The 21,770-nt window shown below is 65.9% G+C and carries 21 protein-coding genes; 11 read left to right on the top strand and 10 right to left on the bottom strand.

Annotated elements, in window-relative coordinates; translation table 11 throughout:
• Window positions 1-62: 62 nt before the first annotated feature.
• From F579_RS0107810 to aroB, 3 genes are read right to left on the bottom strand one after another with little or no spacing between them, the layout of a single operon-like run.
• Window positions 63-1,889, bottom strand: coding sequence for an SPOR domain-containing protein (locus F579_RS0107810; RefSeq protein ID WP_019023694.1), 1,827 nt, complete (start codon window positions 1,887-1,889; stop codon window positions 63-65).
• Window positions 1,890-1,900: 11 nt separating this feature from the next.
• Window positions 1,901-3,091, bottom strand: coding sequence for a deoxyguanosinetriphosphate triphosphohydrolase (locus F579_RS0107805; protein ID WP_019023695.1), 1,191 nt, complete (start codon window positions 3,089-3,091; stop codon window positions 1,901-1,903).
• Window positions 3,081-4,205, bottom strand: coding sequence for a 3-dehydroquinate synthase (gene aroB, locus F579_RS0107800; RefSeq protein ID WP_019025602.1), 1,125 nt, complete (start codon window positions 4,203-4,205; stop codon window positions 3,081-3,083). The genes F579_RS0107805 and aroB overlap by 11 nt, the downstream gene beginning before the upstream one ends.
• Window positions 4,206-4,381: 176 nt before the next feature.
• Between aroB and rpsU the strand changes: the two genes are divergently transcribed.
• From rpsU to hemE, 4 genes are all read left to right on the top strand, one after another.
• Window positions 4,382-4,597 (top strand): 30S ribosomal protein S21, encoded by a 216-nt coding sequence (rpsU, locus tag F579_RS0107795; RefSeq protein WP_012981683.1) that lies wholly within the window; start codon window positions 4,382-4,384, stop codon window positions 4,595-4,597.
• A 42-nt stretch (window positions 4,598-4,639) separates the two neighbouring features.
• Window positions 4,640-5,083, top strand: coding sequence for a GatB/YqeY domain-containing protein (locus F579_RS0107790; protein ID WP_019023697.1), 444 nt, complete (start codon window positions 4,640-4,642; stop codon window positions 5,081-5,083).
• A gap of 388 nt (window positions 5,084-5,471) precedes the next feature.
• Complete coding sequence (locus tag F579_RS0107785; protein WP_019023698.1) at window positions 5,472-6,875, top strand: FAD-dependent oxidoreductase; 1,404 nt, start codon at window positions 5,472-5,474, stop codon at window positions 6,873-6,875.
• A gap of 8 nt (window positions 6,876-6,883) precedes the next feature.
• On the top strand, window positions 6,884-7,942 hold the full coding sequence (gene hemE / locus F579_RS0107780) for a uroporphyrinogen decarboxylase (RefSeq protein WP_019023699.1): 1,059 nt from the start codon (window positions 6,884-6,886) through the stop codon (window positions 7,940-7,942).
• 21 nt (window positions 7,943-7,963) lie between these two features.
• Here hemE and F579_RS0107775 read toward each other — a convergent pair whose 3' ends face one another.
• Entirely contained in the window at window positions 7,964-8,593 is a 630-nt protein-coding gene (locus tag F579_RS0107775) for a hypothetical protein (protein ID WP_019023700.1), read from the bottom strand.
• Window positions 8,593-10,965 carry a penicillin-binding protein 1A gene (locus F579_RS0107770; protein ID WP_019023701.1) on the bottom strand — a complete coding sequence of 791 codons (2,373 nt, stop codon included), beginning with the start codon at window positions 10,963-10,965 and terminating at the stop codon, window positions 8,593-8,595. Before F579_RS0107770 ends, F579_RS0107775 begins: the two co-directional genes overlap by 1 nt.
• A 143-nt stretch (window positions 10,966-11,108) precedes the next feature.
• On the opposite strand from F579_RS0107770, the gene F579_RS0107765 reads away from it, so the two are divergent.
• From F579_RS0107765 to F579_RS0107740, 6 genes are all read left to right on the top strand, one after another.
• Window positions 11,109-12,176, top strand: coding sequence for a pilus assembly protein PilM (locus F579_RS0107765; protein ID WP_019023702.1), 1,068 nt, complete (start codon window positions 11,109-11,111; stop codon window positions 12,174-12,176).
• The gene (locus F579_RS0107760; protein WP_019023703.1) at window positions 12,173-12,736 is read left to right on the top strand and encodes a PilN domain-containing protein; all 564 of its coding nucleotides are present in this window, start codon (window positions 12,173-12,175) and stop codon (window positions 12,734-12,736) included. The genes F579_RS0107765 and F579_RS0107760 overlap by 4 nt, the downstream gene beginning before the upstream one ends.
• The gene (locus tag F579_RS0107755) at window positions 12,736-13,317 is read left to right on the top strand and encodes a type 4a pilus biogenesis protein PilO (protein ID WP_019023704.1); all 582 of its coding nucleotides are present in this window, start codon (window positions 12,736-12,738) and stop codon (window positions 13,315-13,317) included. The genes F579_RS0107760 and F579_RS0107755 overlap by 1 nt, the downstream gene beginning before the upstream one ends.
• Window positions 13,317-13,859: a pilus assembly protein PilP gene (locus F579_RS0107750; RefSeq protein ID WP_019023705.1), complete on the top strand. Its 543-nt coding sequence runs from the start codon at window positions 13,317-13,319 to the stop codon at window positions 13,857-13,859. Before F579_RS0107755 ends, F579_RS0107750 begins: the two co-directional genes overlap by 1 nt.
• A gap of 31 nt (window positions 13,860-13,890) precedes the next feature.
• On the top strand, window positions 13,891-16,011 hold the full coding sequence (gene pilQ / locus F579_RS0107745; protein WP_196800379.1) for a type IV pilus secretin PilQ: 2,121 nt from the start codon (window positions 13,891-13,893) through the stop codon (window positions 16,009-16,011).
• Between the two features lie 81 nt (window positions 16,012-16,092).
• Window positions 16,093-16,635, top strand: coding sequence for a shikimate kinase (locus F579_RS0107740; RefSeq protein WP_019023707.1), 543 nt, complete (start codon window positions 16,093-16,095; stop codon window positions 16,633-16,635).
• Window positions 16,636-16,662: 27 nt separating this feature from the next.
• Here F579_RS0107740 and F579_RS0107735 read toward each other — a convergent pair whose 3' ends face one another.
• Window positions 16,663-17,100 (bottom strand): nuclear transport factor 2 family protein, encoded by a 438-nt coding sequence (locus F579_RS0107735; protein ID WP_019023708.1) that lies wholly within the window; start codon window positions 17,098-17,100, stop codon window positions 16,663-16,665.
• A complete protein-coding gene (locus F579_RS0107730; protein WP_019023709.1) occupies window positions 17,100-17,510 on the bottom strand; it encodes a nuclear transport factor 2 family protein in 411 nt (136 codons plus the stop codon). Before F579_RS0107730 ends, F579_RS0107735 begins: the two co-directional genes overlap by 1 nt.
• Before the next feature lie 115 nt (window positions 17,511-17,625).
• Between F579_RS0107730 and F579_RS0107725 the strand changes: the two genes are divergently transcribed.
• A complete protein-coding gene (locus tag F579_RS0107725; protein WP_019023710.1) occupies window positions 17,626-18,504 on the top strand; it encodes a PfkB family carbohydrate kinase in 879 nt (292 codons plus the stop codon).
• Here the strand turns inward: F579_RS0107725 and F579_RS0107720 are convergent.
• Genes F579_RS0107720 through cutA form a run of 3 tightly spaced genes read right to left on the bottom strand, consistent with a single transcriptional unit; the run spans window position 18,501 to window position 21,768 of the window.
• Complete coding sequence (locus tag F579_RS0107720) at window positions 18,501-19,067, bottom strand: TlpA disulfide reductase family protein (protein WP_019023711.1); 567 nt, start codon at window positions 19,065-19,067, stop codon at window positions 18,501-18,503. The genes F579_RS0107725 and F579_RS0107720 overlap by 4 nt on opposite strands.
• Entirely contained in the window at window positions 19,064-21,433 is a 2,370-nt protein-coding gene (gene dsbD, locus F579_RS0107715; RefSeq protein ID WP_019023712.1) for a protein-disulfide reductase DsbD, read from the bottom strand. The genes F579_RS0107720 and dsbD overlap by 4 nt, the downstream gene beginning before the upstream one ends.
• The gene (gene cutA, locus F579_RS0107710) at window positions 21,421-21,768 is read right to left on the bottom strand and encodes a divalent-cation tolerance protein CutA (protein ID WP_019023713.1); all 348 of its coding nucleotides are present in this window, start codon (window positions 21,766-21,768) and stop codon (window positions 21,421-21,423) included. Before cutA ends, dsbD begins: the two co-directional genes overlap by 13 nt.
• Between the last annotated feature and the right edge of the window lie 2 nt (window positions 21,769-21,770).

Raw genomic sequence — 21,770 nt, 5'->3', positions numbered from 1 at the left:
AAACCGGGGCCGGTCAAGTAGGCACGGGGAGGTGCGGGTTGGCGGGTGCGAAGGCGGCGAGTCTATTCGCGTGCCACGCCTTGTACGGAGCCGATGGAGCGGATCCAGGGGCCTTCGTTGCGGACCGCCTCGGGCAGGTCGGATGCCGCGCTTTCGGCGGCCTCGCGACTGGTAAACGATCCAGCCAGCACGACCACAAAGTCGCGATTGTTCACGCGCGTGGGGATGTAGCGGATGCCGCCAAGGTTGTGGCGATCCGCATAGCCGCGGGCAGTGGACATGTCCGGAGCCGCGATCAACTGGATGGTGAACGCATCGGAGGACTGGTTGCCGAGCCACTCCAGATCGCCGCGCAGGCGCTCGCCGTCACCATCCTCGTCGGCCAGGGCCTCGGTGGTCGTCTCTGGTTCCGGTTCCGGTTCCGGTTCCGGTTCCGGTTCCGGTTCTGGCTCCGGCTCCGGTGCTGGTTCGGGCTCGGGTTCAGGCTCAGGTTCAGGTTCCGGAGCGGGTTCTGGCTCGGGCTGTGGCTCGGGTTCCGCGGCCGGTTCGGCCTCGATGCCGGCAATCGGATCGCCGCTCGGGCGTTCCTGGCCGGGCAGGGGTTCGATGTCCGGGCTGGTCAACGTGTCGTCGGTATGCTCCAGCGGGTCGGGCGCGACCAGGTCGTCCTGGTCGGGGGATGCAGGGGGCCGGGTTTCGGGCAAAGGGAGTTCGACGACCTCCTGTTCCGCCTCGGTATCGCCACCGTCCATCAGCTGTAGCGCGACGGGGGCGGCGATACCGATCGCGACCGTGGCGGCAACCGCCGGCACGAACCAGCGCTGATTCCAGAAGGGCGGTGTGCGCTTTTCCTCTGGGGGGTCGTCGAGTTCGTGGTCGGGCTCCGGCGGCCACTCCGGTTCGTCAGCGGCATCCGTTTGCGCGAGAGCCTCGGCGGCCGGAGTGAATTCGTCCTCTTCGCGCTGGGCGCGAAGCACGGGTTCGGCGTCGGTTTCGCGGTCGAGGCCGGCATCGGAGTCAATGGTGACGCCGGCGGCCTCGGGTGTCGTGGGCAACGGCGCCTCTTCGCGCTCGGCCTCGTCACCCAGCGCGATGCCGGGCGCTGTAGTGCCGGCTGCACTGGCGGCATGGCGTTCGCTGCGGCAGTGGCGCTCCAGGACCTGGTTGGCCTCTCGGTTCAGGTTGCCGGGCAGGCCCTGGCTGGTGGTCTGGAGATGGTGGATCGTTTCCTGGTCGAGCAGGCGCTCCGGGTCGTCGAGGCCCGCCGCCTGCAGGCGGTGGCGCAGGTAGGCCGCCGTTTGCTCGAGGTTGAAGGCGCGCAGGTTGACGCGCGTGACCTGGTCCTCGTCGGAGGGGTCCGGGAGGTACAGGCGGCGGCGGAGCAGGCCGCCGGAGCCCACGAGTACCACGCGTGGTGCGCGGCCCTGGGACTCGAGCACCTCGCTGCGCATGCGCATCAGGTTGTTCACGATGTCGGTGCCGACCAGGTGGGCGTCGTCCATCGCGATCACCGGGTCGCGGCCGACGGCGACGCGTTCGGCCAGCAGTTCGGTCAGGGGGCGATCCGGGTCATCGGCGTTGTGCGAACGCAGGTAGTTGCGAATGGTGTTGTCCACCGATTCGAACTGGGTGTTGATGCGGGCGCGAAAGGCGATCAGCTCGAACGGCTCGGGCAGCATCGCCAGCAGGCGCATCAGCTGCAGGCTGCGCCCGGAGCCGTTTTCGCCGGTCATGATCACGATGGCGCCCGGGGCGTCGAGTGCGGTGCGCGCCGACTCCAGCAGTCCGTCCAACAGCGGGTCGCTGTAGATGAAATGTTCGTCCGGGGTCTCGTCGAACGGCGCCGTGTGCAGGCCGAGCTGTTTCAGGCATTGGTCGGAGAGCGCCATGGGTCTCAGTCTCAGGTCAGCGTGCCCAGATCGAACAGGCGGTGGTGTTCACGGATGGCGTGGCGGTCGGTCATGCCCGCGATGTAGTCGGCAATCGCGCGCTGCGGTGCATACGGGTCGGCCTCGGCGATCTGCTCGGCATGCCGCTGGAAGTGCTCGGGCATCAGCCGCGGCTCGGAGTCGAACGCGGCGAACAACTCCTGAATCAGCTGGCGGGCCTTGTGCATCACCGCGTGCACCTGATGGTGGTGGTACAGGTTCTCGCGCAGGAAGGCCTTCAGCTCGCGCGCCTGGTCGGCCATCTCCGGGCTGAAACGGATCAGCGGCTGGCCGGCCTGGCGGACGTCGTCCGGGGTGTCGGGCTGGTGATGATCGATCGCGGCCTGGCTGCTCTCGATCAGGTCGGAGACCAGGGCATCGATCATGCGGCGAACGGTCTCGTGCTGAACCCGTCGCGGCTCGAGGCCCGGGTAGCGTGCGCGAACCGTTTCCAGGCACTCGCGGAACAGGCGGACCTCCGTCAACTGGTCCATGTCGAGCAGCCCGGAGCGCAGGCCGTCGTCGACATCGTGGTTGTTGTAGGCGATCTCGTCGGCCACGTTGGCCAGCTGTGCCTCTAGCGAGGGTTGCTGCTTCTCGAGAAAGCGCACCCCGATCGCGCCCAGTTCTCGCGCACGCTGCGGCGAGCAGTGCTTGAGGATGCCCTCGCGCGTCTCGAAGGTCAGGTTCAGACCGTCGAATTCCGCGTAATGGCGCTCCAGCAGGTCGACGATGCGCAGCGACTGCAGGTTGTGCTCGAAGCCGCCGTACGCCTTCATGCAGTCGTTCAGGGCATGCTGGCCGGCATGGCCGAACGGGGTGTGGCCGAGGTCGTGCGCCAGGGCGATCGCCTCGACCAGGTCCTCGTTCAGGCGCAGGGCGCGCGCGATCGAGCGCCCGATCTGCGCGACCTCCAGCGAATGCGTGAGACGGTTGCGAAACAGGTCGCCCTCGTGGCTGATGAAGACTTGGGTCTTGTATTCCAGGCGGCGAAACGCGCTGGAGTGCACGATGCGGTCGCGGTCGCGCTGGAAATCGCTGCGGTGGCGCGGCGCCGCTTCCGGGTGGGCGCGCCCGCGCGAGGCTGCCGGGTCGGCGGCGTACGACGCGAGCCCGGAGGCCCGGTCGACCCGGGGTGTGGTGGCCAGGGCCTCAGGCGACACGGGCGCCCTCGTGCAGCGTCGCATCCAGCGCCGACACGTCGAACTGGTCGGTGATCTCGGCCTGGCCGATCCCCCGCAGCAGGACCAGGCGCAGGCGGCCGCTCGCGACTTTCTTGTCGATCGCCATCAGCTCGCGGAAGCGCTCGGCGCTCATGCGGTCCGGTGGGTCCAGTGACAGGCCGGCGCGCTGGATCAGGGCCTCGGCGCGTGCGCGCTCGGCCGGGCTCAGCCAGCCCATGCGTTCCGACATGCGCGCAGCCATCGCCATCCCCGTACCCACGGCCTCGCCATGCAACCATTCGCCGTAGCCCATCCCGGCCTCGATTGCGTGGCCGAAGGTGTGGCCCAGGTTCAGCAGGGCGCGGATGCCGCCTTCGCGTTCGTCGGCGGCGACGATCTCGGCCTTGCAGGCGCAGGAGCGGTGGATGGCCCAGGCCAGCGCCTCGGGGTCCAGGGCGCGCAGTTCGTCGATATGAGCCTCCAGCCAGGCGAAGAACTCGGCGTCGCGGATCAGCCCGTACTTGATGACCTCGGCGAGCCCGGCCTGCAGCTCGCGCTCGGGCAGTGTCTTCAGGGTGTCGGTGTCGATCAGCACCGCGCGCGGCTGGTGGAAGGCACCGATCATGTTCTTGCCCAGCGGGTGGTTGACCCCGGTCTTTCCGCCCACCGAGGAGTCGACCTGGGCCAGCAGGGTGGTCGGGACCTGCACAAAGTCGATCCCGCGCTGGTAGATCGCGGCGGCGAAGCCGGCGATATCGCCCACCACACCCCCGCCCAGCGCGACGATGCGGCTGCCCCGGTCGAGCCGGGCCTCCAGCAGCCGGGTGATGATCGATTCCACTGTGGCCAGGGTCTTGTGGGCCTCGCCATCGGGCAGCTCGATCCACAGGATCTCGCCAGCGATCCCGCACTGGCCGAGTGTTTCGCGCAGGGCCTCGCCGTACAGCGGGCCCACGGTGGTGTTGGTCACCACCGCTACGCGGCGGCCCTCGAGCGCCGGGCGGAGGGTGTCGGCGGCGGCGAGCTGGCCCGGTCCGATCCGGATGGGGTAGCTGCGTTCGCCCAGCTCGACGTTCAGGTTTTGTGTGCCGGGTGTGTTCATCAGGGGCATCATAGCGTGCGTGCCGCTTTGGGCGTAAGCGTGTGCGCGGTCAGGATGGGCATCGCTTCACGGACTTTTGCAAATGGCGCCGGTTGGATTACCATAGGGAGTTCTGCATGGCTGCCCGGAGTGTTTCGGGTGGCGTTTTTGTTTTGGTAGACGAATCAGCATTCGCATCCGGAGATTGTATGCCGCACGTACGAGTTCGCGAGAATGAGCCCTTCGAGGTTGCCCTGCGCCGTTTCAAGCGCACCTGTGAGAAGGCCGGCGTGGTCGCGGAAGTCCGCCGCCGCGAGTACTACGAAAAGCCGACCACCGAGCGCAAGCGCAAGGCCGCCGCAGCGGTGAAGCGCCAGCTGAAGAAGAATTCCCGCGACATGACGCGTCGGGTGCGTCTGTACTAAGAATCGTCTCTCGGGCCTCTGGCCCGGATCGAGGACCCTTCGATGTCGCTCAAGGCCCGTTTGCAGGATGACGTCAAGCAGGCCATGCGGGCCCGGGAGAAGGAACGCCTTGCGGCGTTGCGCCTGATCCAGGCCGAGGTCTCGCAGTTCGAGGTCGACGAGCGGCGCGAGGCCGACGACGACGCGGTGCTGGCCATCCTCAACCGGATGCTCAAGCAGCGCCGCGACTCCATCGACCAGTACCGCAAGGGCGGTCGCGAGGACCTGGCCGAGCGCGAGGCCGCCGAGATCACGGTGATCGAGGCCTACATGCCCGAGCAACTGGGCGACGCCGAACTGGACCAGATGATCGGCGAGGCGATCGCCGAGACCGGCGCGGCCGGCCCCAGTGATATGGGCAAGGTGATGGGCGTGCTCAAGCCCCGGGTTTTCGGCCGCGCGGACATGGGCGTCGTCAGTCAGAAGGTCCGGTCCGCGCTAGGGTAACGCGGGTGAATGTACGCATTCGCGTTGGTGCTGCCTGTTTCCCGAGACAAGGCGCGTCGTGCAGCGGGTAGTGGTTCTACCCGCAAGTGGCGCAACGCTGTATCGGGGAACAGGCAGCTCCAACCCCACCATTTTATTGGGCGAGGGGCTCGGCCGATTTTGCCTGCTGACGGCGTTGCGGCTCGCTTATGTAGCTCGGCTACACCGCGCTCACCGCGCCTTGTCAGCAGGCAAAATCGACTCGAGCGCGAATGCGTACATTCACCCGCGTTACCCTGGAGATTTCTTGACCGTTACGCTCGGTTGAGCGAAACGTTCCTTTTCTGAACGCATGAACGGTTGAACCCCGTGGCGTCATGCCGCCGGTTCCCGTCGGAGCGAGTGATCCATGGCTTCCAATCCGATGCAGTTCCTGGACCTGCCGCGCCAGGACCCTCAGAAGACCCCTGCCGAGATTCGTATCCACGAGTTCGGCGAGATCATTGGTCAGTTCGACCCGGCGACCGCGGGGCAGCAGGCGGGCCGCTGCCTGGCCTGTGGCAACCCGTATTGCGAATGGAAGTGTCCGGTTCATAACTTCATCCCGAACTGGCTGAAGCTGGTGGAAGAGGGCAACCTGTTTGCCGCCGCCGAACTCTCGCACAAGACCAACTCCCTGCCCGAGGTCTGCGGCCGCGTCTGCCCGCAGGACCGCCTGTGCGAGGGCGCCTGCACGCTGAACGACGGTTTTGGCGCGGTCACCATCGGCTCGGTGGAGAAATACATCACCGACGAGGCCGTGAAGGCCGGCTGGCGCCCGGATCTCTCTGACGTCACCCCGACCGACAAGCGCGTGGCCGTGATCGGCGCCGGACCGGCCGGCCTTGGCTGCGCCGATATCCTGGCGCGCAACGGCGTGCAGGCCGTGGTCTATGACCGCTACCCGGAGATCGGCGGCCTGCTGACCTTCGGTATCCCGCCGTTCAAGCTCGAAAAGCAGGTGATCCGCACCCGCCGCGAGATCCTCGAGGGCATGGGCGTGGAGTTCCGTCTCAACACCGAGATCGGCCGCGATATCCAGATGGATGCGCTGCTGGAGGAATACGACGCCGTGTTCCTCGGCATGGGCACGTACACCGCGATGCAGGGTGGCTTCCCCGGCGAGGACCTGCCGGGGGTGTACCCGGCGCTGCCGTTCCTGATCTCCAACATCCGCCAGGTGATGGGCTGGGAGCACGATGAAGACGGCTTTATCGACGTGGCCGGCCAGCGTGTGGTGGTCCTCGGCGGTGGCGACACCGCGATGGACTGCAACCGGACCTCGATCCGTCAGGGTGCGGCCTCGGTAACCTGCGCCTATCGCCGTGATGAAGAGAACATGCCCGGCTCGCGCAAGGAAGTGGTGCATGCCCGCGAAGAGGGCGTGCAGTTCGAGTTTAACGTGCAGCCGGTCGAGATCGTCGGCGATGGCAAGGTCGAGGGCGTGAAGGTCGTGCGCACCCAGATGGGCGCGCCGGACGAGCGCGGCCGCCGCCGCCCCGAGCCGGTGCCGGGCTCCGAGCATGTGATCCCGGCCGACCGCGTGCTGATCGCCTTCGGCTTCCGGCCGTCCCCGGCGGACTGGTTCGCCGAATACAAGATTGGCGTGGACGAAGGCGGCCGCGTGCAGGCCGTTGGCGAGCACGCCTTCCAGACCGGCAACCCGAAGGTCTTTGCCGGCGGCGACATGGTGCGCGGCTCGGACCTGGTTGTGACCGCTGTCTTCGAGGGCCGGGAGGCCGCCGAAGGCATCCTTGAATACCTCGGCGTTTGAGCTTTTCGATGTCCCAGACCCTGAAGAATGACCGTCTGCTGCGCGCGTTGTTGCGCGAGCCCGTGGACCGCCCGCCGATCTGGATCATGCGCCAGGCTGGACGCTATCTGCCGGAGTACCGCGAGACCCGCGCCCAGGCCGGCAGCTTCATGAACCTGTGTCAGAACCCGGAGCTGGCCTGCGAAGTCACGATGCAGCCGCTGCGCCGGTTCCCGCTGGACGCGGCGATCCTGTTCTCGGACATACTCACCATCCCGGATGCGATGGGGCTGGGATTGTACTTCGAGACCGGCGAGGGGCCGCGCTTTCGCGACCCGATCCGTTCGCTCGAGGCGATTGAGAACCTGCCGGTGCCGGATCCGGAGCAGGAGCTGCGTTATGTGATGGATGCGGTGCGTCTGATCCGTCGCGAACTGAATGGCGAAGTGCCGTTGATCGGCTTTGCCGGCAGCCCGTGGACGCTGGCCACCTACATGGTCGAAGGCCAGGGCTCGCGCGACTTCGCCGAGACCAAGCGGCTGATGTACGGCGAGCCGCAGGCGATGCATGCGCTGCTGCAGAAGGTCGCCAGCGCGGTCACCGAATACCTGAACGCGCAGATTCGCGCCGGTGCGCAGGCCGTGATGGTCTTCGATACCTGGGGCGGGTCGCTGACGCCGCGCGGCTACCGCGAGTTCTCGCTGGCCTACATGCAGCGCATCGTCGATGGTCTGATTCGGGACCACGACGGCCGTCGCGTGCCGGTTACCCTGTTCACCAAGGGTGGCGATGCCTGGCTCGAGGCGCAGGCCGAGACCGGTGCCGATGCGCTGGGGCTGGACTGGACGATCGAGATTGCCGAGGCGAGCCGCCGTGTGGGCGATCGCGTGGCGCTGCAGGGCAACCTGGATCCGTCGGTGCTGTACGCGCCGGATGCGGTGGTGCGCGAGGAGGCCCTGCGGGTGCTGGACGGCTTCGACCGGGATACCGGTCATGTCTTCAACCTGGGGCACGGGATTCATCCGGGGATCGACCCGGAACGGGTGGCAACCCTGGTCGAGACCGTCACCTCCTACCGCCGCGACTAAGGCAGCGGCGCCTTCCTGGCGTCAGGACGCGTCGGCCGCCGCTGGTGCGTCGGCGTTCGCGGCGGCCAGCAGCCTGTCCACGTCCGCGCGCCCTGCGCGGGCCATGGGCTTGCCGTCCACCGGCGACGGCGGCGCCTGGCGCAGCCCGTCCAGCGGGAATACGGTCAGTTCAATGTCCGTGTCATTCGGCCCGCGAAAACTCAGAAACGGTACCCGCTGCTCGCGCCCCTGCCGGCTGCGATAGCGGCGTTCGCCCGTCTGGCAGCGAATTCCGCGCTCACCCAGGTCGAGGATGACCTCCTCCACCGTCTCGGCAAACGCATGGAGGTTGACCAGCGGCTGGCGCTCGACGATGCCGTCCAGCAGCGGGCCGACCAGGCGCGGTTCCAGTTCCGCCAGCCGCTCCATGACGATCCGGGCGGCCTCGAGGCGGTCACGGTAGGCCTGGCGGCTGCCGTCCGTTGCGAACAGGCGGCTGCGCTCGATCGCGGCCTCCTGGATCTCGATATTGCGCGGCATTTCGTGGCGTGGTTCGACACCCAGATGCTCGGCGGCCTTGCGCTTGGCCAGCGCGAAGTCGCGGATGCCGTCGTCGAGCAGGATCCGTGCGGCCTCCTGGGCCAGTTCCTGGCGAATGCGCGAGGCGCTCATCAGAACACCGACTCGGCCGGGCCCTGACCATTCTCCCCGCGGGGGGCCACCGGGGCCTGGCCGCGCTCCGGCACCTGCTGCGGGATGAGCCACTGGATATTGGCCCCCGGGGTCTCCTCGCTTGGTGCGCGGCGCCCGTCTGGCAGGATCGCCACGCGCTGCAGGTCATCCGGGCGCTCCACGGGGCGTTCCGGTGCATCGGTCAGCACCGAGTCCATGAATCGAATCCAGAGCGGGAGCGCCGTGCGCCCGCCACTCTCGCGACGGCCCAGTTCGCGGTTGTCGTCGAACCCGACCCAGGCGGTCGCGACGATGTCGGCGTTGAACCCCGAGAACCAGGCATCGCGATAGCTGTTGGTCGTCCCGGTCTTGCCGGCGAGATCCGAGCGTCCCAGCTGCTGCGCCTGACGCCCGGTGCCGGCGGTGATCACGTGCCCCAGCATGTTGCTCATCTGCCAGGCGACACCCGGCTCCAGTACCTGTGCCGGGTCGGTGTACTGCAGCGGACCGCCGCTGGCGTTCAGGTAGAGGTCCTGGCCGGCCGGACTCTCGCAGGGTTCGGGGCAGGCGCGTTCGGTCGGCGCTGTGTAGAGGACCTCTCCGTCGTCCGTCTCGATGCGCGTGATGATCCACGGGCTGTGCAGCTTGCCGCCGGAGGCGAACACCCCGTAGGCATTGTTCAGCTGAAGGGGCGTGACCGCACCGGTACCGAGCACCATCGACAGGTTGCTGGGGTGCTTGTCCGGATCCAGGCCGAAGCGCGGCAGCTGTTCGTGCACGCGCTGCGGTCCCAGGCTGTTGAGCAGGCGGATCGATGCCAGATTGCGTGACTGGGCAAGGGCATCGCGCATGCTCATTTCGCCCTGGAACTGCCGGGAGTAGTTCTGTGGACGCCACTCGGCCCCGAGTGCCGGATCGTCAAAGACCATCGGGGCATCGACCAGGACGCCATCCGGGCGGTAGCCATCCTGCAATGCCAGCGCGTACACCAGCGGCTTGAATGCGGAGCCGGGCTGCCGTTGCGCCTGGGTGCTGCGATCATAGCGATTCTCGAAGAAATCGAAGCCTCCCGCGAGCGCAACGATAGCCCCATCGGCCGGCGACTGGGCGATCACCGCGCCGGTCACCTCGGGTTTCTGCGCCAGGCGCCAGCGCCCGTCGGTATAGGGCCTGACGCGGATCACGTCGCCCGGCTCGAATTCCGGGTTGCGTGCCCATTCCTGGTCGCGGGGGTCGATGGTGAGTTCGCCGATCTGGCCGCCATCGACATGCAGCGTGCCGTCTCCGTCGCGTTCCATAACGACTACGGGAAACAGCAGGCGCCCGTGTATGCCCTGTGCCTTGAGGGCGCGGTGGCGCGCCTCGGCGTCGGCCATGGTCTCCTCGCTTAGCTGATCCTCGGGCCCGCGATAACCGTGGCGTTCGTCGTATTCCAGCAGGCCCTCGCGCAAGGCCTGGTTGGCGGCTTCCTGGTAGCGGGAGTCAATCGATGTGTGGACCTGCAGGCCGCGCCGGTAGGCGTCCTCGCCCCAGAGGTTGAAGACGATCTGGCGGGCCGCCTCCGCCACCCAGTGGGCGTCGACCTCGGTCGCGGCCACGTGCCGCTCGGACGATACCGGGCGGGCCACCGCCTCCTCGTATTCCGACTCGCCGATCACGCCGGTATCCAGCATGCGGCGCAGCACGTAATTGCGACGGATCTCTGCGCGCTGGGCACTGGCAACGGGGTTGGTCGTGGACGGCGCCTTGGGCAGCGCCGCGAGGACCGCGATCTCGTCCAGTTCCAGCTCATCGATGGAGCGGCCGTAGTAGACCCGAGCGGCGGCCTCGATCCCGTAGGCGCGCTGGCCCAGGTAGATCTTGTTCAGATACAACTCGAGGATCTCGTCCTTGCTCATTTCCTGTTCCATGCGAATGGCCAGGAAAATCTCGCGCAGCTTGCGCTCGTAGGTGCGGTCGCGCGTCAGAAAGACATTGCGCGCCAACTGCATGGTGATGGTGGAGCCCCCCTGGCTGCGTTCGCCGCGAGTGGAGATCTCGTTGATCGCCGCTCTTGCCAGGCCAACGATGTCGACCCCGGGATGGTCGTAGAAGCGCTCGTCCTCGGCCGCGATGAAGGCCTGGCGGACGCGCTCGGGAATTTCGTCGATGGGCAGGGGGATACGGCGTTCTTCTGCGAACTCGCCCATCAGCAGACCGTCCGCCGTGCGGACTTGCAGTGGGGTTTGCAGGCGCACGTCGCGTACCGCCTCCGCTTCGGGGAGGGTCGGGGCGTAGTGCACGTACAGGGCCGCAATGGCTGCGGATACGCCGATTCCGGCCGCCAGGATCAGCGCCAGCAACGCCGCAAAAATCTTGAGAATCGGCTTCATGACTGTAGAAAAAGTGGGGCCAAGTTAAGAATCAGCTTTCAAAGCAACTTGCAACCCGGATTTCGGAGTGTATATTGTGAACGAGCTAGCATACTTGATTGTAACGCTACCAGTTACTTTCATTGGGGTATACAGGGGGATGTGTGCTGAGTCTCGGAAAGAGCAAGCAGGGACTGCTGGGCGTGGATGTCAGCTCCGCCGCCGTGAAGGTGCTGGAGCTGGCTCGGCAGGGCAAGGGCTACCGGGTTGAGGCCTTTGCGGTGGAGCCGCTGCCGGATGGTGTGATGGTGGACAAGGTCTGCCAGGACACCGAGGCGGTGGGGAACGCGCTCGCCCGCGCGGTCAAGCGTTCCGGCACAAAGCTCAAGCACTGTGCGATGGCCGTGCCGTCTTCGGCCGTCATTACCAAGACCATCCAGATGTCGGCCACGCTCAGCGACACCGAGCTCGAGGGCCAGGTCTTCGTCGAGGCCGATCAGTACATCCCCTACACCCTGGAAGAGGTCAATCTCGACTTTCAGGTCCTCGGCACCAACGAAAAGAATCCCCAGCTCGTTGACGTTCTGGTCGTCGCCTCGCGGCGCGAGAATGTCGAATCGCGTGTGGCGATCGCCGAGTCCGCCAAGCTCACCCCCGAGCTGGTGGATGTCGAGGCCTACGCGATCGAGCACGCCTCCGAACGCCTGGTCGAGCAGATCCCCGATCGCGAGAACAAGCCCATCGTCGCGATTGTGGACGTCGGCTCCTCGGTGACGGCGGTCTATGTCGTCAGCCAGACCGAGGGCGTGATCTATACCCGCGAGCAGAATTTTGGCGGCCGCATGCTGACCGAGGAGATCATGCGCCGCTACAGCATGAACTATCAGGAGGCCGGCTCCGCCAAGATGAGCGGCGACCTTCCGGCCGACTACGTCAGCAACATCCTCGAGCCATTCAAGCAGACGATGATGGATCAGATCCAGCGTCTGCTGCAGTACTTCTACGTGACGCGCCCGCAGGACTCGATCGACCACATCCTGCTGGGTGGCGGCTGTGCCGCGATCGCGGGTGTCGACGAGATGCTCGAGGAAAGCTCCGGGACCCCGGTGTCCGTCGCCAACCCGTTTCGCGGCATGGCGCTTTCCCGCCGGGTGAATCAGCAGCGCTTCGCCAATGACGCCCCCGCGCTGCTTACGGCCTGTGGCCTGGCCATCAGGGGGTACGCCGGATGATCTACATCAACCTCCTCCCCTGGCGCGAGAAGGCCCGCGAGCAGCGGCGCAAGCAATTCTTTGGCGCCGTGGGTGGCGCGGTCGTGGTCGGCGTGTTGCTGGCTTTCGGCGCGCATACCTTTATGAGCGCGCTGATCGACCATCAACAGTCACGTAACCAGATGCTGGAGAGCGAGATCCGCGAGCTGGACCGCAAGATTGCGCGCATCCGCGATCTGGACGAGCAGCGCCAGGCCCTGATCGCGCGCATGGAAGTGATTCAGACCTTGCAGGCGCGCCGCCCCGAGGCCGTGCACCTGTTCGATCAGCTGGTGGAGACGTTGCCGGACGGCACCTATCTCAACGAGGTGCGCCAGGAGGGCGAACGCATTCGCCTGACCGGGCGTGCCGAATCCAACACCCGGATCTCGACGCTGATGCGGCGCATCGACGCCTCGCCGTGGCTGGCCGATTCCAACCTGCAGATCATCGAGACACGTGAAGACGGCAGCCTGCAGGTGCGTGACTTCCGCCTCGACGCCAATCAGACACGGCCTTCGGATGTCGAGGAGGATTCCTGATGAATATCAAGGAACTCAACGAGATCGACTTCAATAACATTGGCGAGGCGTCCTGGGCCGTAAAGGCGCTGATCCTGATCGTCATCGTTCTGGTCATCCTGGGGCTGTCCTATTACTTCTTCATCGGCGATCAGCGCACCGACCTGGAACGCGCCGAAAATCGCGAGGTGCAACTGCGCGCCGAATTCGAGGACAAGCAGGAGCGAGCCGCGAATCTCGAGGCCTACGAGGAACAGCTCGAAGAGATGGAGCGCATGTTCGCCTCGTTGCTGGAGCTTTTGCCGAGCAGCGCCGAGATCCCCAGCCTGCTGGTGGATATCTCGCAGACCGGCTTGCAGGCCGGGCTCGAGATCGAGCTGTTCGAGCCGCGCGGCGAAAACCGACGGGACTTCTATGCCGAGGTGCCGATTCGTCTGCGGGTGCGTGGCGACTACGAGGATCTGGCCGAATTCGTCAGCGGGACCTCGGCGCTCCCGCGCGTCGTCACCATGCACGACATGCACATTCGTCGGGGCAATTCCGATAACGATCTGCTGATGGACGCCACTGCGCGTACCTACCGCTACCTGGAGGACCACTGATGCGGAACCCTGCACAGCGATCCCTGGGTGCGGCCCTTGCGCTGGGCCTGGTGGCCACATTCGGGTTGTCAGGTTGCGCCCCGGACAAGAGCGACCTGGAGCGCTATATCGCGGAGATCAATGAGCGTCCGGGCAGCGGTATCGACCCGATCCCGACGCTGGAGCCGCACGAGCCCTACCTGTATCCGGGGCATACCCGCTCCCCGTTCGATTCCTCCGTGATTGCGCAGCCCGAGCTGGCGGCAGCCCAGGGCGAGCCCGGCGACGCCGAGGTGGACCCGGATCGCCCCCGCGAATTCCTCGAGAGCTTCCCGCTGGATTCCCTGCGCATGGTGGGATCGCTGGAGCAGGACGAGGTGCGTTATGCCCTGGTCCGTACCCCCGATCGGGGTATTCAGCGCGTGACGGTTGGCAATTACATGGGCGAAAACCACGGCCGTATCGTCGAGATCACGGCTACCCGGGTGAAGCTGGTCGAGGTGGTCCCGGATGCCTTCGGCGGGTACGTGGAACGCGAAAACTCCGTGGCGCTGGCCGACTAGCGGTTGGGGGAGCAGAACAATGATGAACCGAATGGGCCGCAAGACCGGCAACAACTACAGGGGATTACACATGGGTTCTTCCATGCGCGCGCTGGCGGGCACCGTGATGGCGGCTTTGCTGTTCATGGTTTCGCAGGGGGTGGCGGCGACCGAACTGGAAGAGATTCGGGCGGCCAGCATTAGCGGTGACCGGGTGCAGGTGAATCTGCGCTTTTCCGGGACTCCGCCCGAAGACGTGCGGGCCTTTGCCATCGACTCCCCGCCGCGTATCGCACTGGACCTGCCGGATGCTGGCAATGCGCTGCGCAGCCGCGAGACGGACCTCAATGTGGGCCCGCTGCTGACCGCCACGGCGGTCGAATCCGGTGATCGCACGCGCGTGGTGCTGAACCTGACCCAGCCCTCCGAGTACCAGACCCGGGTCGAAGGCAACAACCTGATCCTGACGCTGGGCCGCGGGGTTTCCGAGGCCGACAGCGATGTCCAGCAGGTGGTCGATCGGGCCGGCGAGCCCTCCGAACGGGCGACGCGCAGCGCGCGCCCGGTCGAGATTACCGGCATCGATTTTCGTCGCGGTTCCGAGGGCGAAGGCCGAGTCGAGATCGACCTGTCGCGCTCGGGGGCCGAGGTCAATGTGCGCGAGCAGGCGGGCAAGGTTGAGCTGACGTTCCCGCGCGCTCGCGTGGACGAATCCCTGGAGCGCCGACTGGACGTGCTCGATTTCGCCACACCGGTCCGCACCATCGACACCGTGGCCGAGCGCGAGCGTGTGCGCATGGAAGTGGGCGCGCATGGCGAATACGAAGTCCTCTCCTATCAGAGCGATCGCCGTTTTGTGCTGGAGGTGGCGCCGATTACCGAGGCGGAACGCGAGGCGCGGCGCCGCGAGGAGGAGCAGTTCGAGGGCGAGCGCCTGTCACTGAATTTCCAGGATATCGAGGTGCGTTCGGTCCTGCAGCTGCTGGCTGACTTTACTGATCTCAATATCGTGGTCAGCGATACCGTGGGTGGCAATATCACCTTGCGCCTGAACAACGTCCCCTGGGATCAGGCGCTGGATATCATTCTGCGCTCCCGCGGGCTCGACAAGCGTATGGACGGCAACGTGCTCTACGTGGCCCCAAGCGAAGAGATTGCGGCGCGCGAACGCCTGGAGCTGGAGGCGCAGCGCGATCGCCAGGAACTGGAGCCGTTGCGCACCGAGTTCGTGCAGATCAACTTTGCCCAGGCCGAGCAGATCGCTTCCCTGATCCGTGGCGACGAGACCGGCCAGTTCCTGTCCGATCGCGGCAGCATCACCATCGACAGCCGCACCAACACCCTGCTGGTGCAGGACACCCAGAACCGTATCGAGGATGTGCGGCGTCTGGTGCAGACCCTCGACGTGCCCGTGCAGCAGGTGCTGATCGAGACCCGCATCGTGATCGCGGAGGACACCTTCAACCGCGAACTGGGGGCACGCTTCGGCATCTCCGGGACACGAGGGGATCGCCGGACTCGCATGGGTGGCGCGGGTTCCATCGAGGGTGCAGATGCGGCCCGTGACGCAACAACGGCGGGGGTTGGGGGTATCGCGATTGGCGATCGCCTGAACAGCTCGCTGCCCGCCAGTGGCAACGCGGGGCAGGCCGGGATCAGTATCCTGCGTAGCGGAGTACTGCTTGATCTCGAGCTGTCGGCCCTGCAGGTCGAGGGCCGCGGGGAGATCATCTCCAGTCCGCGTGTGATCACGGCCAACGGCCAAACGGCGTCCATCAAGCAGGGTGAGGAGATCCCGTATCAGGAGGCCACCGCCTCCGGTGCCACCTCTACCCAGTTTATCGAGGCGGTGCTGTCCACCGAGGTGACGCCGCAAATCACGCCGAACGGTAACGTAATCCTGGATATCAACGTGACCAAGGACGAGCCCAGTCAGCGCGAGGTGCTGGGTGTGCCGGGGATCAACAAGCGCGAAGTCCAGACCCAGGTGTTCGTCGGTAACGGCGAGACGGTTGTGCTCGGTGGCGTCTACGAGATCGACAGCCGTACCAACCTCGAGAAGGTTCCGTTCTTCGGCGATATCCCGTTCCTGGGCAATCTCTTCCGCAATCGTTCGACCCAGAACACCAAGGCGGAGTTGCTCATCTTCGTGACGCCGCGCGTTCTCGACTGACCACGAAATGCGCATTGGCAGAGAAAGCCGGGGCCTGTCCCCGGCTTTTCTTTGTCCAGCGAGGCCAGTAGCCTTGCCGCCATGCAGAACATTGTCCTGGTAGGGCCCATGGGGGCCGGCAAAAGCACGATTGGGCGCGGGCTGGCGGGGCTGTTGCGGCGCCCGTTCTTCGATACCGATCAGGAGATCCAGCGGCGTACCGGCGTGGATATCCCCACGATCTTCGAGTTCGAGGGCGAGGCGGGTTTTCGCAAGCGCGAGTCGGCGATGCTGCAATCGCTGCTGGAGCGCGATGGAGTGGTCATCGCCACGGGCGGCGGGATCGTCGAGCGCCCGGAGAATCGCGATCTCTTGAGTCAGCACTTCGTGATCTACCTGCGCGTCCCGGTGGACGAGCAGTTCCGGCGTACGCGCCGCAATCGCAAACGCCCCCTGCTGAACGAGGTGGCAGACCCACGGGCCAAGCTTCAGGAGCTGTTCGAGCGCCGTGATCCGCTTTATCGGGAGATTGCGAGTATGACGCTGGAGGGGCGGGGGCGACGCGTACGCGATGCCGTTCGCGGGGTCTGTGATGCCCTGAAGGTCCAACGCCCGGATCTGTGCCAGCCCCGCTCGGAGGGCTGAATTTCTCGCGCCAGGGCCGCTTGTCCGTCAGTGCCGGGTGGAGCCGCCCCCATCCGGTACGAACATCCCCTGCTGCGAGGGTGGGGCACGGCGTCCGTGCGAGGCGTGGTGAAACTGGAGCCGCCAGCCATTGCCACTGCGGCGCCAGGTCTGGCTGATCAGGATGGTCCCGGTGGCCGCGACATCACCGGGACGGGTAATCGCCTCCTCGATCACGAGACTCAGGCTTTCGGTCGTTTCCTGGCGCCCGACGATGCGCGGCTCGATCCCGATGTTCAGCTCGCGTGCGAATACCAGCAGCCAGCTCTCCATTACCTCGGAAACCCCGCGATGGGCCCGAGGGCTGCCCGGGTGCACGCAGACGATATCCGGGCGTTCTGCCCATAACCGCATCATCCGCTCGATGTCTGCGGCACGAAAGGCCTCGTAGTAGGCCATCAGGCATTCGTCGCTCGCCCCGCCCATCAGTGCACCCGTCCCGTATCCCAGGTCGGCGGTGGGTCCGGGTCGGGGCTGGCATGATGCAGGAACATCCGCCAGCCCTCGCCCTCGAGGCGGTAACCATTCGTGGCCAGCATCACGCCGCGGCGTTCGCCGCTGACGTAGAGGTTTTCGCGCAGGGTGTGGATCACCAGGTCTTGCCCCGGGATGACGTTCAGCTCGGTGCGGTGGATCACGACGCCACGCATGTTCGGCAGGATGTCGTCCCAGCTCTCGAGGATGACATCGGTCCCAAGCAGGCGCTCGCCCCCGGGGTGAATACAAACGCATTCGGGGCTGTCCAGCCAGATCGTGCGCATGGCGTCGGAGTCGCCTGCCTGAAAGGCCTCGTAGAACGCCGCCTCGGCGGTTTCCGGGGAGGGGAAGGTTGCCATGCCACTCGTCGTGATCGGGTGAGGCCACATTGTCGCAGGCTGTCGTCGGGATGTCGCGGATGACGCCGGGCCTCGAGGCCCGCACAATACAGCCCGGTCGAATGACGAGAGCAACATGGCGCGCATCCTGACAACGGGCATCGCAACCCTGGACCACAACCTGGACGTCGAGTGCTATCCATGTGAGGACGCAGAGATTCGCGCCCTGGCCAGCTCCTCTCAGCCGGGGGGCAACGCGACCAACACGGCCTGCATCCTCGCGCAGTTCGGTCATCGTGCGGCCCTTGCTGCCGTGTTTGCGGAGGATGGGTCAGGCGACTGGCTGCGCGAACGCCTCGTGGCGCGCGGCGTCGATACCGCCGCCTGTGCGCGATATCCGGGCGCGACCCCGACATCCCATATCCTGCGTTCGCGCGACTCGGGTAGCCGTACCATCGTGCACCACCGTGACCTGCCCGAGCTCAGTGCAGCCGATCTGCGGCGGATCGCGTGGGAGGAGTACGACTGGCTGCATTTCGAGGGACGCCAGCCAGAGACCCTGCGAACGGTCCTGCCCCGGGTCCGTGAAGCCGTGACGGACCAACCGATCTCACTGGAACTGGAGAAGCGACGCCCGGGTCTGGAGGCGTGTCTCGAGTGGGCCGATGTCCTGATGCTGTCGCGGGACTGGGCGCAGGGAATTGCGGCACGCCCTGACGAGGCCGCGGCCGAACTGGCCCGCCGTTACCCCGGGCGTATCGTGACCGTGACGGCCGGAGCCGAGGGGGCCTGGCTCGCACAGGATGAACTACAGGTCTATTGCGCGCCCACCCCGGGTTTGCGTGTCGTCGACAGCGTGGGAGCTGGCGATACCTTCAATGCCGGGCTGATCAATGCACTGGTCTCGGGCGAGCCCCCCGAACAGGCGCTCGTGGCGGCCGTGCGCCTGGCGGAATGCAAGCTCCAGCAGGCGGGATTCGATGGCCTGGCCGCCGCTGCCGTCGCACGCCCTTAGAGGTAATCGTCCAGCCAGGCCTGCAGGTCTTCTTCCTCGACCTCGCCGCGATGGGTGTCACGGATAATGCCATCGCGGTCGATCAGCACCGTGTAGGGCAGTGCGCCGATGCGGTTTCCGTACTTGCGACCGACTTCCACGGCCTCGTCCTGGCCGATCAGGATCGGAAATTCGATCCCGAAGTCATCGACGAAGTGCTGGGTTGCGCTGAGTTCGTCCACGGCGACGGCGACGATGGTGAAGCCATCGTCCCGATGCTCTTCCCAGGTCTCCTGGAACAACGGCATCTCTTTCTTGCACGGCGGGCACCACGTCGCCCAGAAGTTGAGCACGATCAGGTCGCCATCCCACTCGCTCAGCTGGCGGTCGTTACCGTCCAGATCTGGAAGGGTGAAGTCGATGCGGGGGTCACCCTGGGCCTCTTCGGCGGCGGCCTCCGCGGCTTCGCCCCCATTTGCCTCGGCGGTATCCATTTCCGGTGTCGGTTCCTCGCAGCCGGCCAGCAGGAGGGCACCGGCGGCGGCAAGGGCGATCCAGCCAAATGTGTGCGAGCGATGCTTCATGGCGTCACCCCGAGCGCATTTTCTACATGGGCCAGGAAGCGGTCGGCGTTCAGGTAGCCCACGTTGCGATAGTTGCGCAACTCGTTGCCGTCGGAATCCCAGAAGATCATCGCGGGCGGCCCGAACAGGTTGAACTCGCGCATCAGGTTGCGGTGCTCGGAGGTGTTGTCGGTCACATCCACCTTGAGCAGGTGCACGTCCGCCATCGCACTGATCACGCGCTGGTCCTGGAAGGTCGTCCGTTCCAGGCGCACACAGTCCACGCACCAGTCGGCATAGAAGTCCAGGAACACCGGCTGGTTGTTGTTCTGGGCCTGTTCCAGCTCGCGTTCCAGGTCATCGAGGCTGTCGATGTAGGTGAACTCCATTTCTGTGGGGCCAGAGCGTTCGCCACTGGCCGTCATCGTCGGCTGGTTGAGCGTGGCCAGCGGGCGGAAGACGTCCTTGCCGCCGGTGGCCGCGCCCAGCATCAGCAGGACGCCGTAGATCAGAAGGACCACACCCAGGCCCTTCCACAGCGTGTACCAGCCCGAACTTCCCTCCGGCAGGGTGCGCAGCGCGCCCATGTACACTGCAGTGACGATCAGCAGAATGGCCCACAGGAACATCGCCAGCTCGCCGGGGATTACCCGCTCAAGCAGCCAGATGCCGATCGCCAGCAGGCCCACACCGAATACCGCCTTGATGGTGTCCATCCACGGGCCGGCCTTCGGCAGCAGACGGCCGGCCGAGGTGCCGATCGCCAGCAGCGGTGCGCCCATGCCCATGCTCAGGGAGAACAGGGCGATGCCGCCCAGGACGGCGTCACCGGTATGGCTGATGTAGAGCAGGGCGCCAATCAGCGGCGCGGTTACGCACGGACCGACGATCAGGGCCGACAGGAAGCCCATGATCCCGGCGCCCATGTAGGTGCCGCCTTCCTGGCGGTTGCTGATCTGCGACAGCTTGCTCTGCACGCTGGCCGGCATCTGCAGTTCGTAGAAGCCGAACATCGACATCGCCAGCGCGACGAAGATTGCCACGAACGTGCCGATGATCCAGGGGTTCTGGAAGGCCGCCTGCAGGTTGGCCCCGGCCAGCCCCGCGAACACCCCGGCGATGGTGTAGGTCAGCGCCATCGCCAGCACGAACACCAGCGAGATCAGGAATGCCTTGCGGGTGGTCAGGTTCTTCTGCCCGATGATGATATTCGACAGGATCGGGATCATCGGGAACACGCAGGGGGTGAACGTCAGCAGCAGCCCGAAGCCGAAGAAGGCCAGCGCCACCAGCCAGATCTGGCCATCGGCGAGCTGGGCCGCGATGCGGTCCTGCTGGGTGACGGGGGCTGCCGCCTCGTCGTCCTCTTCCGGGGCGGCGTCGGTGGTTTCGATCTCGTCCAGGGCTTCGTCGCCGGTCTCCGGCAGGGCGTCCTCGTCGGCCTCTGCGGCCAGGTCGGAGTCGAAACTGACCGAGACCTCCTGGGTCAGCGGCGGGTAGCACACGCCTCCATCCCAGCAGCCCTGGTAGTCAATCGCCAGGGTGATCTCGGAGACATCATCCTCGTCGCGCAGCACCGGGACCAGGATCTCGACCCGATCGCGATAGATTTCGGTCTCGCCGAAGAACTCGTCCTCGTGCTTCTCGCCCTCGGGCGGATTGACCGGTCCCAGCTCGATCCCGTCACCTTCGGCGATGCGCACATCGAGTTGGTCGCGGTAGAGGTAGTAGTTCTCGGCGATTTCGAAACGCAGGATGACCGCATTCTGGCTGATGGCCTCGAGCGAGGCGGCAAAGGCCTCTTCCGGCTCGAGCAGGTCGTCGGCGGTACCCAGATCGCCGGAAAGGTCGCCCATCTCGTCCAGGGCGCTACGTTCCTCGTCTGCGGCTTCGTCTTCTGTGGTCTCTCCTTCGGTCGCCTCTTCACCGTTCTCGCCCGGCAGGCCCGGGAGCTCCAGCGAGACGGTCTGGAAGTGGGGCGGATAGCACACGCCGAGGTCGGCGCAACCCTGAGAGCGCGCGGTCAGTTCGATCTCGGTGCTGTCGGCCGCGAGGATCGGAAGCTCGATGCTGATCTCGTCGCGATAGGTCTCGACCTCGCCGAAGAACTCGTCAGTCTTCTTCTCGCCGTCGGGGATGTTCGGTTCGCCGAGCTCCAACCCTTCGCTCTCGGGTTCGAACTCGAACTGCTCGCGGTACATGTAGTAGCCGTCCGCGATCTCCCAGGTCAGGCGGATCGTGTCGGCGTCAATGGCCTCCGCGCTCAGGCTGAACGCGTCATCCGGGTCCAGCAGATCGTCATCGAAGATGGCGTTCGCCAGGGCCGGAGTCAGCAGGAATGCGACCAGGAAGGTCGCCAGCCAGTTGCGCAGATTCAGGAGGTGCATTGCGTTATCCAGTTCAGGTAATCCGGGGACCCGTGCGTGATCGGCACGGCGATAATCTCCGGGGTTTCGTATGGGTGATGTTCCGTCAGGTGGGCCTGCAGCTCATCGCGGGCATCGACGGAGGTTTTGATCAGCAGTGTGACTTCGGAATCGGTCTCGATATTCCCTTTCCACACATAGACTGAGCGTCCGGCCGGGAGGATATGCACGCAGGCCGCCAGCCCGCGCTGGACCAGTTCACCCGCCAGGCTCTCGGCCTCTGCGGCGTTGTCCAGTGTGGTGAGTACCAGCCAGGCGCGCACATTCGCGTTGTCGGGTTCCTTGTCCGGCATCATCG

The sequence above is a fragment of the Thioalkalivibrio sp. ALJ21 genome, from assembly GCF_000378605.1.
Classification (GTDB): domain Bacteria; phylum Pseudomonadota; class Gammaproteobacteria; order Ectothiorhodospirales; family Ectothiorhodospiraceae; genus Thioalkalivibrio.
Note: the sequence above shows the minus strand (reverse complement) of the source record. Positions and strands in the feature narration are given on the sequence as shown.

Coding starts and splice junctions, on each gene's coding strand:
- F579_RS0107810 (WP_019023694.1), bottom strand. CDS start 1,889: ATGGCGCTCTCCGACCAATGCCTGAAACAGCTCGGCCTGCACACGGCG.
- aroB (WP_019025602.1), bottom strand. CDS start 4,205: ATGATGCCCCTGATGAACACACCCGGCACACAAAACCTGAACGTCGAG.
- rpsU (WP_012981683.1), top strand. CDS start 4,382: ATGCCGCACGTACGAGTTCGCGAGAATGAGCCCTTCGAGGTTGCCCTG.
- F579_RS0107790 (WP_019023697.1), top strand. CDS start 4,640: ATGTCGCTCAAGGCCCGTTTGCAGGATGACGTCAAGCAGGCCATGCGG.
- F579_RS0107785 (WP_019023698.1), top strand. CDS start 5,472: ATGGCTTCCAATCCGATGCAGTTCCTGGACCTGCCGCGCCAGGACCCT.
- hemE (WP_019023699.1), top strand. CDS start 6,884: ATGTCCCAGACCCTGAAGAATGACCGTCTGCTGCGCGCGTTGTTGCGC.
- F579_RS0107775 (WP_019023700.1), bottom strand. CDS start 8,593: ATGAGCGCCTCGCGCATTCGCCAGGAACTGGCCCAGGAGGCCGCACGG.
- F579_RS0107770 (WP_019023701.1), bottom strand. CDS start 10,965: ATGAAGCCGATTCTCAAGATTTTTGCGGCGTTGCTGGCGCTGATCCTG.
- F579_RS0107760 (WP_019023703.1), top strand. CDS start 12,173: ATGATCTACATCAACCTCCTCCCCTGGCGCGAGAAGGCCCGCGAGCAG.
- F579_RS0107755 (WP_019023704.1), top strand. CDS start 12,736: ATGAATATCAAGGAACTCAACGAGATCGACTTCAATAACATTGGCGAG.
- F579_RS0107750 (WP_019023705.1), top strand. CDS start 13,317: ATGCGGAACCCTGCACAGCGATCCCTGGGTGCGGCCCTTGCGCTGGGC.
- pilQ (WP_196800379.1), top strand. CDS start 13,891: ATGGGCCGCAAGACCGGCAACAACTACAGGGGATTACACATGGGTTCT.
- F579_RS0107740 (WP_019023707.1), top strand. CDS start 16,093: ATGCAGAACATTGTCCTGGTAGGGCCCATGGGGGCCGGCAAAAGCACG.
- F579_RS0107735 (WP_019023708.1), bottom strand. CDS start 17,100: ATGGGCGGGGCGAGCGACGAATGCCTGATGGCCTACTACGAGGCCTTT.
- F579_RS0107730 (WP_019023709.1), bottom strand. CDS start 17,510: ATGGCAACCTTCCCCTCCCCGGAAACCGCCGAGGCGGCGTTCTACGAG.
- F579_RS0107725 (WP_019023710.1), top strand. CDS start 17,626: ATGGCGCGCATCCTGACAACGGGCATCGCAACCCTGGACCACAACCTG.
- F579_RS0107720 (WP_019023711.1), bottom strand. CDS start 19,067: ATGAAGCATCGCTCGCACACATTTGGCTGGATCGCCCTTGCCGCCGCC.
- dsbD (WP_019023712.1), bottom strand. CDS start 21,433: ATGCACCTCCTGAATCTGCGCAACTGGCTGGCGACCTTCCTGGTCGCA.
- cutA (WP_019023713.1), bottom strand. CDS start 21,768: ATGATGCCGGACAAGGAACCCGACAACGCGAATGTGCGCGCCTGGCTG.